The sequence below is a fragment of the Prevotella sp. C0026C3 genome (genome assembly GCF_056590795.1).
Map to the genome: position 1 here is coordinate 1 of NZ_JBWPWW010000003.1, position 17,037 is coordinate 17,037.

Below are 17,037 nucleotides of genomic sequence, written 5' to 3' on the forward strand. Positions count from 1 at the left end.
AAGAAACAAGCAATATCCGCTGTATTTCAGTCAGATATGAGTTTTATGCCATTTTCTGCTTTCTACTCCCATACTTCATTATAGAAGGCGGCAAGCTCCGGCACTTTGATGAAGTAGCGGAAACGCTCCTTCTGGACCACATTGTTCGTCACGTTAAATTCAAAATCCGTCGTCTTCTTGGCAAATATCGCCGCCCAAGCGTCGAAACACCTTATGTCCTGCCGTTCCAGCTCCTTCGGGCGCAGGTACTTGAACAGCAGGTACAATTCAGTCAGTGAGTTGCTGATAGTCGTGCCGGAGAGGAAGGTCGCACCCAAGTCTTTTCCTGTGCGCTCCTGTATGGTGCGTATGGCAAAGAGCATGTTAAGTGCCTTCTGGCTTCCCTCGCTGTTTCCCAATCCCGCCACACGGTCGTGGCGCGTGTTGAAAGTCAGATTCTTGAACTGGTGGCTCTCATCTATGAAGATGTGGTCGATGCCCATCTGCTTGAAATCCACCACGTCGTCCGTGCGTGACTTTATGGCGTGTTCCACCTTCTCCAGCTTCGCTTCAAGGTTGTGCTTGCGCTTCTCCAATCCTTTCAGCATCGCCCGCGACACGTTCTTTCCCTGCTGCCGTAGCACTTCGAGGTTTTCCTCCACCGTGTCAAGCTCTGCTTGCAGGATGCGCTGCTGCAATTCCGGCGACTGCGGTATCTTGCCGAACTGGTCGTGCGACATGATGACGCAATCGTAGTCGTTGTTCTTTATATTATTGAAGAAGCGCACACGGTTGGCGGTCGAAAAGTCCTTCTCCGAAGCGTACAGAATACGTGCGTTGGGATATGCCGCCTGATAGGTGGCTGCAATCTCCGCAACGTTGGCTTTCAGCCCGATAATCATCGGCTTGTGTGCCAAATTCAGACGCTTCATCTCATGCGCGGCGATGCACATTATCAGCGTCTTACCGGTTCCCACCTCGTGGTTGCAAATTCCGCCGCCGTTCTGTTTCAACATCCAGACGCAATCCATCTGTGAGGGATAGACGCTCTTGATACCCCGGCTTGCCAGCCCTTTCAGGTTGAGGTCGGGAAAGGTCTGATGGGAGCCGTCGTAGCGCGGGCGCACGAAACAGTTGAACTTGCGGTTATACATCGTCACAAGCCGCTCCTTGAACTGCGGCGACTGCTCTTCGAGCCATTCGGAGAAGCCGTTTCGTATCTCGTCAATCTTGGCGTTGGCGAGTTGTATTCCCTCGCTGTCGCGCATCTTGATGTCGTTGCCATGCTCGTCCTTGCCGATGGACTTCATCATGTCAGGGCAGGTGTTGTGCAGGGCGTGTTTTAGGAGGTGCATACCGTCATAGTTCCGGTAATACCCCTTCACCAGAAACTCGTCCGTGATTTTCATGGTGCGGTAGCCGCACACCACCGAAAACTCGTCCATGCTTGCGGAATAGGCGATTTTCACCTCCGTGTCGAACAGCCGGCTCATGTAGGCGGCATAGACACCCGTCGGAATCCAGCGTTCCCCGAAATTGAAGTCCAGATCCTCGAAGGCGATGCGCTGCGGCTCGGCATCTTTCAGAGCCTCCAACGCCTGCTTCACCTCCGGCATACGCTCATTTTCGGGATTGTCACCCATCCATGCCTCTATGCGTTCCGCTTTCTCTATGACATTTCCGGCGATGAAACGGTCTTTGATTTCGTAACCGGTCACGAGCGGATTGTAGTAGATGCGCCCTTGCAGGGCAGTGAGCAAATCCTCCGCCGTGCTGTCGGTTATCTCCCGCATATAGTCGAGATTGACCGTACCATATTTGTTGAGCGACGCAGACAGGGCTTCTTCGGGAGAGCCTACGTTGGCATGGCTCTCCACCGCGAAGGAAACAGGATGCTCGAAGATGTCCGCCTTGACGAACTTTCCGTTTTCCATCCGTTCCAGCGAAAGGATGTCGCGCCCGCCCGCATCCATCATCACTAACTTCACGTTCTGCTTGGCGTTGAGGTTGCCGTAGCGCATGACAAACTCATCGTAACAGGTATTCAGATGCTCTCGCCACGGAACATTTGCCTCGCGCCGGAGCGATTCATAACGGTACAGACGCTCGTAGGCGTCACGCAGCGACACATACAACAACGCCTTTTCCTTCTGGTATCCTTTCAGGTCGAGCGGCTGGAATGTCGCCCCGTATGGCGTGATGTCTTTCAGGTAGCCGATGTTATGACGCCCCCGGTCAGCCACCAGCGACCCTTCGCGCAGGTGCATCTCCGGCGTGCGGTGGTAGGCACGCGGAGAAAGGTCCACGACTTCCTCCTTCGGCTTTTCCGCTTCGATGTCGGGGAAAAGGAAAGTCCCCACCGCTTCCGATGGGGTATCTGTAACGGCAGGTGCGGCGACTGCCTCCGGCTGTGTTTCCTCCTGTCGTGGCTGCTCACGGGAAGTTTCCGGCACGGCTTTCACTTCCGTCTTTTCCGCCACTTGTTTCTCGTTATGCTGCCTTGCCAGTTCCCGAAGTTCTTTCCTACGCTCCGGCGTCAAACCCATCATCATTTCATAGAAACCGTTGATGGGAGGATTGGTATCCCAGTCCAGTGTGGCATAGATGTCGTCCGGGTCGGCAGGCTTGGCGGTGTTCTCCGCTTTCACCTCCTTATTCTCCATTGCGGGTTTTGCAGTTGGAGCTGTCGGTGTAACCGTGACTTTCGGTTTGGGCGGAGTGGACTTTGCCGTAACTGCCTTTTTCACCGTCTTTTTCTTTTTGGAGGTTTTCGGTTGGCTGACCTCTTCCGTCATCCCCCAGAGGTCAAGCAGGGTGAGCTGCACGCCTGCGGAATATTGCGGGCGCGGTTCTATCTCCGGCTTTTCATCTGCGGGTTGCGGCTTTTCTGTCGGAGTTTCCACCGTCTGCGCCGAGGATACTGTTTCCAATTTTATGGCAGGACGCTCTACTTTATTTTGAACGGCAACTTTTTCTTCCGTTCCTGCCTGCCGGATTGAACCCGAATACAAGCGCATGGCAAGCCTGTAATGGAAATCCTCGTCGAGCATACGGCGCAAATCCCCGGCGATGCCTGCTGCCTTGCCCTCGTGCAGATAAACCATAGCGGGCTTCCCGTAGGGGTCTGTGTCAAGTTTCGCCATCGTATGCACGATGCGTTCCGGGTGGTGGATGAAATAGGCGTTGTCGGTCAGGGCGGTTTTCGTGTCCGTCTGTATCACGGTCATCAGCCGCTCGTCCTGCGACATTTCCTTCTTGCTGAGGTTCTTTTGCAGGACAATCAGGTCACTGCCCACCTCCGTGCCCGCGTTGTCCGTGAACAGGTTGTTGGGCAGGCGTATCGCGGATACCAGATTGGCCTGACTGAACAGCTCGTTACGCACGGAGGTCTTGGTGCTATTCAATACCCCTTGCGAGGTGATGAACGCCACGATACCGCCGTCACGCACGGCATCCAGTCCTTTGAGAAAGAAATAGTTGTGGATGGTTTTCTGGGCGGAGCGTCTGCCGAAAGAGTCGCTCCGCTGAAACTCCGCGTCGAACACGGCAATGTCACCGAACGGAATGTTGGACACCGCCAAGTCGAAATAATTGTTGAACGGTCTTTCGATTTTCTCAAAACCGCAGGTGCGCATTTTCTGGTCGGGATAGAGATGCCTCAAGATTGTACCCGTGAGCAGATCCTTCTCGAAAGCCATCACATCCGCATTGGGGCTGTGCCGCAGCATGGAATCCACGAACACGCCGACACCTGCCGACGGTTCGAGCATACGGGCGGGGCGGACGCTGTAATCTGCCAGCACGTCCGCGATGGTGTCGGTTATCTCTTTGGGGGTGTAGAAAGCGGTCAGCACGGACGCTTTCAGCGAATCCACAAACCGCTTGTACTCTGTTTCGTCCTTGCTGTTCTCACGGATAAGCCTGTGCAGCTCCACCGTCGGGGCGAACAGTTCGAGGTCGGATTTCGCCCACCGGACGGCATCCGTCAGTTCCTTTGCAGGGTTGAGGATACATTTCAGACCGCCGAAACCGCAGTACCTTTGAAGTATGGCACGCTCTTCGGTTGTCGCTGTCCTATTTTCCCTGTCAAGGATGAATGCCGTCCGTATCGCCTCGATGTTGTCCCGCAGTTTCTGTTTGCGGTTAAACGCCATATTCGTCTAAGTAAAGGACGGTTGCTCCCGTCAGCTCCGTGTAGAGCAGGTCGTAATCGGAAGACAGGGCGAAATTGTCATCCGAGAGGTCATAGACGGAGAACACGTTGCCGACAAGCGGCAGCAGTTTCAGGACAAAGGCTTCACGCTTCTCTTCCGGCACTTCATCGGCAAACTCGTTTTCCACGACTTCGCGGAGGATGGCGTAACGGGAATAATGCAGCCCGCGCAGCAGCGTGTCCATCGCCAGTTCCTGCGCACCATCGGCGGGATAGCCTTCAAGCCGTGCCCTCTCATACGTTTCGGCGGCACGGTCGGCCCGTTCCCGTATGAAAGCGGTGTCGTCAGCCTGTTCAAACTTGTTCGTGCGGAGATAGTCCAGCAGGTACAGACCGTAATAGGAAAAGTCGGTCTGACCCTCGTTTTTCTTCTTGTTGTTCATTACTTTGGATTTAGCGGATTGATAATTAACGGGATAATCGGTTGGAAAAAGGAAGAAAAAGGCACTCGGTATCCCTCCGAGTGCCACCACTAAATCCAAAGTATGAGTGTAATCCGGTATCGAAGAACAATTCATTACTCTGAACAAGTGGCAAAGTTAATACTATTTCTTCCGTCCTGAAAATTTCTTGTCCTTTTTAGCCTCCGGGAACACAAAAGTCGTGTTATATTCCCCGTCAAAGGCGACAACAGCATCGAAACTCTTGCCCTGTTTGCTCTTGAACCCTTTGAGCAGCTTGGTATGCCCTTCGGTGAGCAGGTCTTTGATTTCATCGTCGGACAGGGTGCGTCCCGCTTTCAGCCGGAACACGGGCAGTCCGCACTCCGTGTTGTCGCAGCGTACCACCTTGCCGTAGAACCGCATCCTGCCCGTGCCACACTTGGGACACGCGCAGCCGGAGTCACGGCTGCCGAAGAGCTTGTCGCACGAGATCAGTTCGGAGGTTATCTCACGTGTGTACGCCTCTATCTCCTTGCGGAAGGTGTCGTCGGACAGTTCCCCGCGCTCGATACGCGCCAGCTCCTTTTCCCATTCGCCCGTCATGGCAACATCGGCGATGCGCATCGTCTTGACGACGGAATTGAGGGCAAGTCCTTTTTCGGTGGGAACAAGCGACTTCTTGCAGCGTTCCATGTAACCGCGCTTGAAAAGCGTTTCGATGATGGAGGCGCGTGTGGCGGGAGTACCGATGCCACAGTCCTTCATCGCCTGCCGCAGTGCGTCGTCCTCAATTTCCTTGCCCGCCGTTTCCATTGCCGAGAGCAGGGTGGCTTCGGTATGCAGCGGCTTGGGTTTGGTCTTTCCTTCGGTAATGGACGAGCCTTTCGGTGTCAGCGTGTCGCCTTCCTGCCAGCCGGGGATGGTAATTTCCTCTTTTTCCTCGCCATAGACGGCACGCCATCCGGTTTGCTTCACGACGCTGCCTTTTACGGTAAACTCCACTCCGGCACATTCCGCCGTGACAGTGGTCACATCCTTGACGCATTTCTCAGAGAATGCCTCGACCATGCGCCCGGCAATCATCTGATAGATGGTATTGTCCTCTTTGGAGAGGAAGAGCGGTTTCTCACCCGTGACGAGCAGGGCATGGTGGTCTGTCACCTTGCCGTCGTCCACGCTGCGGCGTGTCGGGGCGGCTTTTGCCCGCACCTTGTCTTTCCATTCGGGCTGTGTGCCGATGAAAGCGAGCAGTTTGGGAATTTCGGCAAACACGTCTTCGGGGATGTAGCGGCTTCCCGTTCTCGGATAGGTTATCAACTTCTTTTCGTAGAGTTTCTGCGCGATTTCAAGCGTCTGTTCCGCCGTGAAGCCGTGCTTGGCGTTGGCTTCTTTCTGGAGCGTGGTCAGGTCGTAGAGCAAGGGAGTTTCCTCCGTCTTCTCCTTGCGCTCGGCTTTCGTGACAGTGGCGCAACCTGCCGCCTTTACCTTATTATATAGTTCCATCGCCGGTTCTTTCTCTTTCCATTTCTCGGAGGATGAGAATTTCACGACTTCGCCGTCGCAACCGTCCGTTGCGATATGGAGCTGCCAGAATGCTTCGGACGTAAAGCGGCGGTTCTCCCAGTAGCGTTCACATACCATAGCCAACGTTGGTGTCTGCACCCGCCCCACGGAATACGTGCCGTGTCCGGCGGCGATGGATAACGCCTGTGTGCCGTTGATGCCCACGAGCCAGTCGGATTCGCTCCGCGCTTTGGCGGCGAGGTAGAGGTTGTCGTATTTGCTGCCGTCTTCGAGTTTCCGCAGTCCCTCGCGGATAGCTTTGTCGGTGAGAGAGCTGATCCACAGGCGCACGAAAGGAGTGGTGCAACCCGTATAGTGGTAGAGGTAGCGGAAGATAAGCTCTCCCTCGCGTCCGGCATCGGTCGCCACGATGATATGTTCGCTTGTGTCGAACAGTCTTTTGATGACTTTTATCTGCGACACCACGCCGCTGTCGGGCTTGTAACCTTTCTCCGTCCTGACCTGACGGGGGACGAGCGTGAATGTGTCGGGAATAATCGGGAGGTTGTCACGGACAAATCCGCGCACGCCGTAGCCGTCGGGCATGGCAAGCTGAACGAGGTGTCCGAATGCCCATGTCACGGCATAACCGCCTCCCTCGAAATATCCTTCCTCTCTCTTTGTCGCGCCCACGATGCGGGCGATTTCACGTGCCACGGAGGGCTTTTCTGCAATGATTGTCTTCATGTCTTCTTCTTTTTTGTTGATACTTTGGATTTTATTTTGGATTCAGTGGCGGACACGGGATTACATTTTCATGCCCTTGCCCGTTTTCTTCTGCGGCTTCTCCTGCTGCTGTTGCTGGCGGGCGTCCTTCGGGTTGGTCTGACCTTTCTGCAACGGCTCTCTCAGATTCTTTGTAGCCTCGTTGGTCTTGCCATCGTTGTTCACCGCCACCTGCGTGCGGCTCTCGTTGGACGGAGCAACCTGCTGTGCATTGTCAGGGTTCGTGTCGTAGCGGTACGGGCGTCCCTTCTCCGGGTTGAACTTGATATACATCGTGGCATGGAAGCCCTGCTTGTCGGTCACGTTCTCCAGCTTCACGGCTTTACCCGCCACATAGTCGGCTTTCTGCTGGTCGGTGAAGCTCACGCCGCTCCATTTGCTGATGGGGCGGATGCTGCCGTCCTCGTTCGTCCACGTGTTGCGGCGTTGCTCCTTCTTGGTCTGTGCGGCATTTTCCCCGCCCTGCGCCTGACTTTTCGATGTGTCGCCTTTGGTTTCCTGTGTCTGTGCGGTACGGGGCGACTTGCCGGTTCCCGGCACGAACTCCACGCCGCGCTGCTCCACGTTCACTTGCAGGGTGGTGACGAACTTTCTGCCGTCGTTGCGCTCGATGAGCTTGTCGCGTACGGGCAGTCCGGCGCGGAGCATGTCCCGCTCCTGCGTGGTGATTTCCGTCTTGCCGATGCGCTCCGGGATGCGCACCCTGCTTGCCGGAATGTCCGTGATTTCATTCGTCTTGCGGTCGATGCTGATGTAGGAGGGGATGATCTCGCCCGTTTCCCTGTCCACAATGTCCACGACCCTACCGAGATTGCCCGTTTCGCGGAGGTTCTTCCGGTCATTGTCGGAGAATTTGTGTTCCTTGTACTCATCCAGCTTCTGCTCCTTGCGGATGAAGTGCGGCACGAGGCTGATGTTTCCCTCACCGTCCTTCTTGAAGGAGAGGCGGGCGTCCAGCTCGAATGATTCGCCGCCGAAGGTCGGTTTGACCTTTACCAAGTCGGACTTGCCATAGTTGAGCATCTTCGTAAGGTCGCCGGACTTTTCAAGGTTGTCCCGCTTTACGCCCCATCTGTCCTCCAGCTCCTGCCAGTTGATTTTACTCTCGTCGATGGGCTGGTAGCCACGTTTGCCCTGCATCTGTTCGGATTTGTCCTGTTGCTGTTCTTTCCGTTGTTCCATGTTCTCCTGTTTTTGAGGTTCTTGTTTCTCTGTCTGTTGTGCTGCCATCTCTTCCTGCACCTTCTTCTCATAGTCGGAGGTGTCCACCTTGTGAGGGGCGAGCAGCTCCTTGTTCGCTTCGGGGTCTTTCAGCAGTTGCTTCATCACCTCTAAGAGATTTTCAGCTTGGTCTGCCGCAATGCGGTAGAAACCGAAGCGGCTGGGTTCCTTGCACTGCCGGAAGAAGTTCTTGAAGAAGTTGTCCAGCACGTCGCCATGTCGGTCGAATTGCAGGAAACTCTGCGCGTTCTCCGCTTTTGCGGGGGTGCGCTTGGGTGTGCCGTCCGCGTTCAGCCCGGCTACCACGCTGATCTCGCCTGTCTTCTCGTCACGGACTACCAGCACGTCCTTTTCGTCTTTTTTCTTTGCCATCTGAAAAATGTTTTAATGGGTTATTTATGAAAGAAATTATGGATACGAGCCTTGTAGAAGGCTATATCTTCCTTTTTGAAGTCCTTGATATGGTTGGAAAGGAATGTCAGCACGTCCTCCTCGCTGTAATAGGTCTTCTTGCCCAGCGTCTTGTAGGGCAATGCGCCTACGCTGCGGTAGCGTTGGAGGGTGCGTTTGCTTATCTGGAGCAACATGCACAAATCCTGATTGTCGAAAAGGCGGATGCTTTCCGTGATAGTGGGCTGTTTCCCCTCAGCCTTCATCGCCAGCAGCAGTTCGTCCTGACGGTCGAGCCGTTCCATCAGCTTCTGCATCCAGCCCTCGAAGTTGTTTCGTGTGAGCAGTTCCATGACCTATGTCCTCCTTCCTTTTGGTTTGCCGCCCGTGCGCAGCGTGTGGTTGTGGAACAGGGTGTCTATTGTCCCTTCCTCGTTCCTTACTGTGTTGTCCTCCAATAGCCGCAGTATCTCGGAAAGGCGGTAGCGGCAGCTTCCGCGTACCACCACATACTCGATACGGTGGTCGGTGCGCATACGCTGCATGGTGCGCTTGCTCACGTTGAGCATCTTCGCCGCCTGTGCCGTGTCAAGCAGCTTGTCTTCGGTTTCCCGCTTCCGTTTCTTCTCGTCCCTTGCCTCGCGGATGTACCCTGCGATGTTCGCAATCTGCGCCATCATCTCCTTGTAGGCGGAACTTTCCATTGTTATCACTTTCATGTTCAGTCCTTTCTTTTTGTTTCTGCGACAAAATTCGGCAATAAACAAAAGGGGCTTTAACAACTCACTACGTGACTCACGTAAGATTTTTGCGGAAGATGGCTCCGTAACCCGGTCAAACGGCGCAACAGGCAGCCTTTCAGCGGAAAACGATACGTCTTGTATGCCGTTTCGTTACCTTTGCGGCAAACTCTAAATGACATGAATATGGAAATAGTATCTATCGAGAAAAAGACTTTCGAGATGATGGTGGCGGCATTCGGCGCACTCTCGGAGAAGGTCGCCGCCCTGAGGCGCAAAAGCGACACGGGGCGCATGGAAAGATGGCTCACGGGCGAGGAGGTCTGCGGGCAGTTGAGAATAAGCCCGCGCACGTTGCAGACGCTGCGTGACAGGCGGCTTATCGGCTACTCGCAGATAAACCGCAGGTTCTATTACAAGCCAGAGGAGGTGAAGCGGCTGATACCGCTTGTCGGCACGCTCTATCCGCACGGCAGATGATTTGATTTATTCACCCACTGAATCCGAAGTTATGATGAACGAGAACAACGATGTTTTTACGATGGAAGACGAGCCGATAGCCTCTGTGGTGCAGGATATGCGCAAAGGCTCGAAATGGCTGTCCGCATTTCTGGAAAGCTACCGTCCTCCGCTGGACGGGGAACGTTACCTGACGGACGGCGAGGTGTCGGAACTGCTCCGTGTGAGCCGGCGCACCTTGCAGGAATACCGCAACAACCGCGTGTTGCCCTTCATACTTTTGGGAGGGAAGGTGCTTTACCCGGAAACGGGGCTGCGCGGGGTACTGGAAGCGAACTACCGCAAGCCGCTGGAGTGAGGCGGTTTCATGAAAAAGTAAACGGGTGACACCTTTTGTGGTGCTACCCGTTTACTTGTCTTATGGGGTATGTGCAATCAGCAATACCCGGCTTTTCCGTTCTGTATGAACATCACGTATGTCTGCCGTTTCTCTTGTGAGAGTGCCTTTCCCACCAGCCATGTGCGGAACAGGTGGGTGTTGTAGGTATTCACCCTGAAAGCGACCGGGATGATGATTTCAAGGGCGTACACGTCCGCGTGCAGCCCGTTTTCAAGCTGCATGTAGCGGCACACCTCGTAGTCGTTCAGCACGTCCGACTTGCGGACGGCTCTGATGGCGGCGTTCACTGCCGGGACGGTCGTATGGAACAATCCGGCTATTTCGGTGGCGGTCATCCACACGTCGTTACCGGTTACGCTGACTGCCTTGTCCTCGATGATGATTGTGTCACGTTTCATGGCTTTTCTTTTTAGATGGTGCAACCTGCAAATTCCTCGACGCCGTTCAATCTTGCGGCAAGGTTCTCCATGTCCTGATTGAGCTTCTCTTTGGTTATCTTTGCGTAAATCTGCGTCGTCTTTATGCTCTTGTGTCCGAGCATGGAGCTGACCGTTTCGATGGGAACACCGTTGGAGAGGAATATCGTCGTGGCTGCCGTGTGGCGGCTCTGATGCCACGTGATATGCTTGGTGATGCCGCAACGCTTGGCGACGGCACGGATACCGGCAAGGCACGTGTTATAATGCGGAACGGGAAATATCCTGCCGTCCCCGCACAGTCCCCGGTATTTGCCGATTATGCGGTTGGCGATGTCGAGCAGGCGGATGTTGGACACCACGCCCGTTTTCTGGCGGTTGATGTTTATCCACTCGTGTTCGTCGAAGTAGGTGCGGATATTCTCTTCCGTAAGGTTGCGCATATCCGCGAACGACAGCCCCGTGAAGGCGCAGAACAGGTAGAGGTCGCGGTACAATTCCTGTTTGGCGTTTTTCAGTTTCCCCTCCATCAGCAGGCGGATCTCATCTTTGGTCAGGAAACTGCGTGTTGTTTCCTCCTTCTTGATTTCATACTCGCGGAACGGGTCGCGCGTCAGCCACTCGTTGTTGATGGCGATGAATACCATCGTCCGTAACGGGCAGACGTACAGCCACACGGTATTGGTGCAGCAGTGCTTGTCCGTGCGCAGGAACATCTCGAAGTCGGAGATGAAAGCCGGGGTAAGCTCTTTTAGGGCGATGTCCTTCACATGGTAGCGGATGTCGAGGAACTCTTGCATGTGCTTGTAAACGGTGCGGTACTTCAGCAGCGTGCCTTTGGCTTTCATGCCTGCCTCCACCTGCTTCTCGTAGTCCTCGTTGTGCTGGCGGAACACCTGCATCAGCGTGTGGTAGCGGTGTTCCAGTCCGAGAAAGGCGTTCTTCACCTTCTCCGCCGTGACGAAGTTGTCACGCTCCATGATTTCCTGATAATGCCTGTTGATGCGTACCCGCATCTTGTCAAGCATACGGTTCGTTTCGAGTGCCGCCGTGCTTCTGCCCGTGACACGTCCACCTTTGGTGTCCCACAGTTTCGGATCGACAGTCAGTTTGCAGCTGAACTGTGTCTGGCTGCCGTCCACCGTGATGCGTCCCATGACGGGAACTGTCCCGTCCTTTTTCACTACCTGACGCTTGAGGTAGTAGATTACTGAAAATGTACTCTTCATTGTCCTTAATTTTTGGGTTTCAAAATTAGTTGGTGAAGAGTCCGGTGTTGGTACGCAAAACGGGGAGGAACGGCGCAATCTTTTTCCGTAACCTGATTTTTCGCATGAGTTATGGATAACTCACTATTCCTTAGAGCCTTGTTTCGCTATTCGTACCCGTTTGTCGCATTTTCGGGCATGGTTACGAACAAGTAACGTAGCGGCGTCAGGATTTGGCTTCGGCAGGGATTGTAATGGCTTCACGGATTATCGCCACTTCAACCAAAACCCTTGTAACTCAATTCTATCACTATATCTTTCCGCATTTCACTTTTTTGTAGTAACTTTGCAGACCAATGAAACCGATAGATAGGCGCATACTTCAACTAGCCGTTCCCTCCATCATCTCTAATATCACCGCCCCATTACTGGGTATGGTCGATTTAGCGATAGTTGGTCATCTCGGCGATGTGGCTCTTATCGGTGCTATTGCGGTGGGTTCAATGATATTCAATGTGATGTATTGGCTGCTTGGTTTCTTAAGAATGGGAACCAGCGGTATGACTTCGCAGGCATTGGGAAAGCGAGACTTCCAAGAAGTAATGACGCTGTGGCTGAGTTCTATGGCTGTGGGCATGGGCTTAGGATGTCTCCTCATTCTGCTGCAATGGCCCATTAGCCAACTCTCTTTTATAGCGATTCACCCCTCAGATAATATTTGGCAGTTTGTAGAAACCTATTTCAAGATTTGTATATGGGGCGCTCCTGCCATGCTAGGACTCTATGGATTGACCGGCTGGTATATCGGAATGCAGAATACGCGAGTACCGATGCTTGTGTCGATAGTACAGAATGTGGTGAATATCGTGGCCAGTCTGATTTTAGCACTAGGCTTGGATATGAAATTGGAGGGTGTGGCGCTCGGAACGGTAATAGCCCAATGGACTGGTTTTCTGCTTTCTCTGTTGATTTGGTTCCGGTACTATGGAAAGCTTAAAGGTTATATGACCGGTGTTCATCTGACGGGCAACTTTTTTACAGTGAACCGAGATTTATTCCTACGTACTGTATTTTTGGTGTCTGTCAATCTGTTTTTTGTTTCGGCGGGAGCAAGGAGTGGCGATGTGGTATTGTCGGCTAATACGCTGTTGATGACGCTTTATACCCTGTTCTCTTATATTATGGATGGCTTTGCCTTTGCCGGTGAAGCGCTTGGCGGTAAGAGTTATGGTCGGCAAGATCGCGCTGAATTCAATGAGGTCTGTCGTCGTTTAGCTTTATGGGGTGGCGGTATGGTGGTCTTGTTCACCTTATTATATATAGCGGGTGGGCACTTATTGCTCAGCTTGTTGACCTCTGATGCTGCCGTACTGGCTGTTACTGATAGTTATATGGGGTGGGCATTGCTGATTCCTGTTGTCGGTGTCGGGGCTTTCATATTAGATGGTATCTTTGTGGGATTGACTGCAACGCGAGGTATGATAGTCTCGTCGTTTTTGTCGACGATGTTGTTTTTGGTTGTTTATTTCGCAGGAATGAATGTTTGGAGTAATCACGCTCTGTGGCTGGCGTTTATTCTTTATCTGTTGAATCGTGGTGTTGTACAATTTATTTGGTTGAAAAAAATAAATCGAGTTATATGGAAATAGTTTATCTATTAATAGGTTTGGTAATTGGAGCATTGGTGGCTTATCTGGTTCTTAAGAGCAAAGCGCGTGAAAAATATATGAAGATGCTCATGGAACAGCAGCAAGAAACCAATATGGTCAAGCTGGAACTGGAACGTACCAATACTCAACTGGAAGAAGAGCGGAAGCATAATGAAAAGGAAACCGCACTGCGACAAGAGCAGATGAATCAACAGTTGGAAACGGTAAGGGAACAATTGGTGAACGCTGCTAATAAGATTTTGGACCAGACGACAGACAAATTGAAAGGACAGAACGTGGAGTCTATGGGGCATCTGACGAAGCCTTTGATTGACAATATGGCTCAATTGGAGCAGGCTATTCATCGTACTAACCAAGAAACTGCGAAGAATACGGCTTCCTTATCACAGCAGTTGAAGTCGATGGTAGAGCATACCGACAAGATAGATGCTACCGCTACGCGACTTGCAAACGTGATGAGAGGAGCTAATAAAGTGCAAGGATCGTGGGGCGAATTGGCTCTACAAAATCTTTTGGACAGCCAAGGATTGCGTTTAGGTATTGACTATGACATTCAACAAACAATTACCGACGAGAAGGGAATGGTGATTCTGAATGAGGATAGTGGTCGGCGTATGATTCCCGATGTGATACTTCATTATCCAAATAACGAAGATGTGGTCATCGATTCCAAGATGAGTATTGATGCTTATTCGAAGTACATGAATGAGGAAAATGAGGAGTTGAAGCGGAAATATGCCGACGAAGTAGTTCGCAGTATTCGTACTCAGTTTCAGAGTCTTGTGAAGAAAGACTATAGTCGGTATATCAAGAAGCCACGAAGAGCTATTGATTTCGTAATTATGTATGTACCTTATGATGGTGCGTTGCAGCTGGCTTTGGAGACAGATCCGAAACTTTGGAGTGAAGCTTTCGACAAGCAAGTGTTCATAACTAGCCAACAGAACCTGATGGCTATATTGAAAATCATTCAGATAGCTTGGCGACAATACTCGCAAACTGAAAACCAGAAGAAGACGTTTGAGTTGGCTGAAGAGATGTTAAAGCGCGTTGGTGACTTCATCAAGAAGTTTGATAAGCTCGGCAAAGACATTGATACGCTCCACAATGATTATACGGAGGTTTACAAAAAAGCGTATACCGGTAGACAGAGTATTGTGCAAAAGGCGAATGAATTGAAAGAACTAGGGGTGAAAGAGACAGCAACTCATCCTATTCCCACAACGGTAGCTGAACTAGAAGAATAGCTAACAAGATGTCGATAATTGCATATTAATACGACATATTTTTCGTTTTCATCAAATAATTGTTTCAATTTGGTGAAATAAAAGCGTTTGTAGTTATAGATAATTTTATTTTTGTATATTTGCAAAAATGAATTATTAAATAGCGAGAAGATATGATACTAGACATTGATATGCTACAATCGTTCTACTCTTCCTATGTAGGGAGGGTTCAAAAAGCCAAGGAGAAGATTCGCCGTCCGCTTACTTATGCAGAGAAAGTATTGTTTGCTCATCTATATGATATAGCAGATTTGAAGCCTTATAAGCGTGGAGTAGACTATGTGAACTTTCGTCCTGATAGGGTAGCGATGCAAGATGCGACCGCTCAAATGGCTGTATTGCAGTTTATGAATGCCGGAAAGAGTCGTGTAGCAGTTCCTGCTAGTATTCATTGTGACCATTTGATTCGTGCGGATGTGGGTGTACAAGCCGACCTACCGCAGGCAATGAAGACCAATAAGGAGGTATATGATTTCTTGAAATCGGCTTCTCAAAAGTTTGGTATTGGTTTCTGGGGCCCCGGAGCAGGTATTATCCATCAAGTCGTTTTGGAGAATTATGCATTCCCTGGCGGCATGATGATAGGCACAGATTCGCATACTCCTAACGCTGGAGGATTGGGAATGGTGGCTGTTGGAGTCGGTGGAGCAGATGCTGTAGACGTTCTTACGGCACAACTGTGGGAACTCAAGATGCCGAAATTGATTGGTGTGAGGCTTACGGGCAAGCTTTCCGGATGGGCATCTCCTAAAGATGTCATCTTAACGATACTGGGAATATTAACGGTGAAAGGTGGTACAAACTCCATTTTGGAATACTTTGGTGAGGGATTGGACTCTATCAGTACTACCGGTAAAGCCACGATTTGCAATATGGGAGCTGAACTTGGTGCTACATGTTCTATCTTTCCATTTGATACGCAAGCCAATGATTACTTACGGAATACCGGTCGTGAGGCGGTAGCATCGCTTGCTCAACAGTGTGCCGGTGAGCTTCGGGCAGACGCAGAGGTGTATGCTTCGCCCGAAAAATTCTATGATCAACTGATAGAACTCGACCTTTCGAAGATAGAACCTCATCTGAATGGCCCATTTACACCGGATGCTGCTACGCCAATTTCTCAAATGACTGCGAAGGCATCGTCCAATGATTATCCGCTGACTGTGGAGGTTGGACTCATTGGAAGTTGCACTAATTCTAGCTATGAGGATTTATGTAGGGCTGCAAGTGTGGCTCGACAGGCTGCTGAAAAGCATATCCGGGTGAAGGCACAGTTGATTATTAATCCCGGTTCGGAGCAAATAAGATACACCGCAGAACGCGATGGTGTACTCGCAGAATTTACCAAAATAGGAGCTGTTATTATGACCAATGCGTGCGGACCATGTATTGGTCAGTGGAAAAGACATACCGATGACAACGAACGCAAGAACTCTATTGTGACCTCATTTAATCGTAATTTCCGCCGTAGAGCAGACGGAAATCCCAATACATACGCTTTTATTGGCAGTCCGGAGTTGACTATTGCCTTGGCGATAGCAGGCAGATTAGATTTTAATCCGGCTGTAGATATGTTGTTGGATGAGGATGGTCATGCCGTAAAGTTGGATGAACCAACGGGTTATGTCTTCCCTCCGAGAGGCTTTGAAGGGCAAGATAAAGGTTTTATAGCGCCTTCGGATGAGTACAATGACATCGAAGTTATCATTGATGCACAATCTAATCGCCTGCAAAAACTGGCTCCGTTTGCTGCTTGGGATGGCCAAGACTTCACAGATATGCCACTGCTTATCAAGACCCAAGGGAAGTGTACGACCGACCATATATCCATGGCTGGGCCGTGGTTGAAGTTCCGTGGACACCTGCAAAATATCTCTGATAACCTGTTAATGGGGGCTGTGAACGCCTTTAATGGGGAGAGTAATCGAGTCAAGTGCCAAGAGAACGGCGCGTATATGGAGGTCTCTTCGGCTGCGAAAGCGTATAAGGAAGTTGGTCAAGGAAGCATTATTGTAGCTGAGGATAATTACGGTGAGGGCTCTAGTAGGGAACATGCAGCCATGGAACCTCGCTTCTTGAATGTGAAAGTGGTGCTTGCTAAGAGTTTCGCTCGTATTCATGAGACCAATTTAAAGAAGCAAGGTATGTTGGCATTGACCTTTGTTGATAAGGCCGACTATGATAAAATAGGCGAAGACGACCGCATTTCTGTGATGGGACTTACCGACTTTGCGCCCAGTAAATCGCTGCGTGTAGTCGTCAAACATCCCGATGGGACGCAGGAGGAATTCCTTGCCGAACATACATATAATGCGGTTCAAGTGGCTTGGTTTAAGGCTGGGAGTGCGTTGAACTATGCAAAATTGAATGAAAACTCATAAAT

Annotated in this window: 12 protein-coding genes and 1 pseudogene; 5 read left to right on the forward strand and 8 right to left on the reverse strand. The window is 51.4% G+C overall.

The genetic code is table 11. The features are described 5' to 3' along the window. Positions 1–71: 71 nt before the first annotated feature. The 6 genes and pseudogenes from AC1EK4_RS02350 to AC1EK4_RS02375 form a co-directional block, all read right to left on the reverse strand. Positions 72–4,133 (reverse strand): annotated as a pseudogene (locus AC1EK4_RS02350) (N-6 DNA methylase); the annotation flags it as partial. Continuing rightward, on the reverse strand, positions 4,123–4,575 hold the full coding sequence (locus AC1EK4_RS02355; RefSeq protein ID WP_004304266.1) for a DUF1896 domain-containing protein: 453 nt from the start codon (positions 4,573–4,575) through the stop codon (positions 4,123–4,125). The pseudogene AC1EK4_RS02350 and the gene AC1EK4_RS02355, both read right to left, overlap by 11 nt. Positions 4,576–4,737: 162 nt before the next feature. Next, a complete protein-coding gene (locus AC1EK4_RS02360) occupies positions 4,738–6,825 on the reverse strand; it encodes a type IA DNA topoisomerase (protein WP_004291456.1) in 2,088 nt (695 codons plus the stop codon). Between the two features lie 60 nt (positions 6,826–6,885). Then, on the reverse strand, positions 6,886–8,457 hold the full coding sequence (locus AC1EK4_RS02365; protein ID WP_004291455.1) for a DUF3945 domain-containing protein: 1,572 nt from the start codon (positions 8,455–8,457) through the stop codon (positions 6,886–6,888). Positions 8,458–8,477: 20 nt separating this feature from the next. After that, a complete protein-coding gene (locus AC1EK4_RS02370; RefSeq protein WP_004291454.1) occupies positions 8,478–8,828 on the reverse strand; it encodes a helix-turn-helix domain-containing protein in 351 nt (116 codons plus the stop codon). A gap of 3 nt (positions 8,829–8,831) precedes the next feature. Beyond that, positions 8,832–9,257 carry a helix-turn-helix domain-containing protein gene (locus tag AC1EK4_RS02375; protein WP_004291432.1) on the reverse strand — a complete coding sequence of 142 codons (426 nt, stop codon included), beginning with the start codon at positions 9,255–9,257 and terminating at the stop codon, positions 8,832–8,834. A 138-nt stretch (positions 9,258–9,395) separates the two neighbouring features. Between AC1EK4_RS02375 and AC1EK4_RS02380 the strand changes: the two genes are divergently transcribed. Together AC1EK4_RS02380 and AC1EK4_RS02385 are read left to right on the forward strand one after the other, a co-directional pair. Next, positions 9,396–9,695: a helix-turn-helix domain-containing protein gene (locus AC1EK4_RS02380; RefSeq protein WP_004291426.1), complete on the forward strand. Its 300-nt coding sequence runs from the start codon at positions 9,396–9,398 to the stop codon at positions 9,693–9,695. 31 nt (positions 9,696–9,726) lie between these two features. Further along, positions 9,727–10,032, forward strand: coding sequence for a helix-turn-helix domain-containing protein (locus AC1EK4_RS02385; protein ID WP_004291424.1), 306 nt, complete (start codon positions 9,727–9,729; stop codon positions 10,030–10,032). Between the two features lie 77 nt (positions 10,033–10,109). On the opposite strand, the gene AC1EK4_RS02390 is transcribed toward AC1EK4_RS02385, so the two are convergent. Both AC1EK4_RS02390 and AC1EK4_RS02395 read right to left on the reverse strand, forming a co-directional pair. Beyond that, positions 10,110–10,472, reverse strand: a complete 363-nt coding sequence (locus AC1EK4_RS02390) for a hypothetical protein (RefSeq protein WP_004291423.1) — start codon at positions 10,470–10,472, stop codon at positions 10,110–10,112. A gap of 11 nt (positions 10,473–10,483) precedes the next feature. Further along, entirely contained in the window at positions 10,484–11,719 is a 1,236-nt protein-coding gene (locus AC1EK4_RS02395; RefSeq protein WP_004291422.1) for a site-specific integrase, read from the reverse strand. Positions 11,720–12,054: 335 nt separating this feature from the next. Between AC1EK4_RS02395 and AC1EK4_RS02400 the strand changes: the two genes are divergently transcribed. From AC1EK4_RS02400 to AC1EK4_RS02410, 3 genes are all read left to right on the forward strand, one after another. Beyond that, entirely contained in the window at positions 12,055–13,347 is a 1,293-nt protein-coding gene (locus tag AC1EK4_RS02400; protein ID WP_480356879.1) for an MATE family efflux transporter, read from the forward strand. Next, positions 13,338–14,615, forward strand: a complete 1,278-nt coding sequence (locus tag AC1EK4_RS02405; RefSeq protein WP_480356880.1) for a DNA recombination protein RmuC — start codon at positions 13,338–13,340, stop codon at positions 14,613–14,615. Before AC1EK4_RS02400 ends, AC1EK4_RS02405 begins: the two co-directional genes overlap by 10 nt. Positions 14,616–14,767: 152 nt before the next feature. Then, a complete protein-coding gene (locus AC1EK4_RS02410; RefSeq protein WP_480356882.1) occupies positions 14,768–17,035 on the forward strand; it encodes an aconitate hydratase in 2,268 nt (755 codons plus the stop codon). Positions 17,036–17,037: the final 2 nt, after the last annotated feature.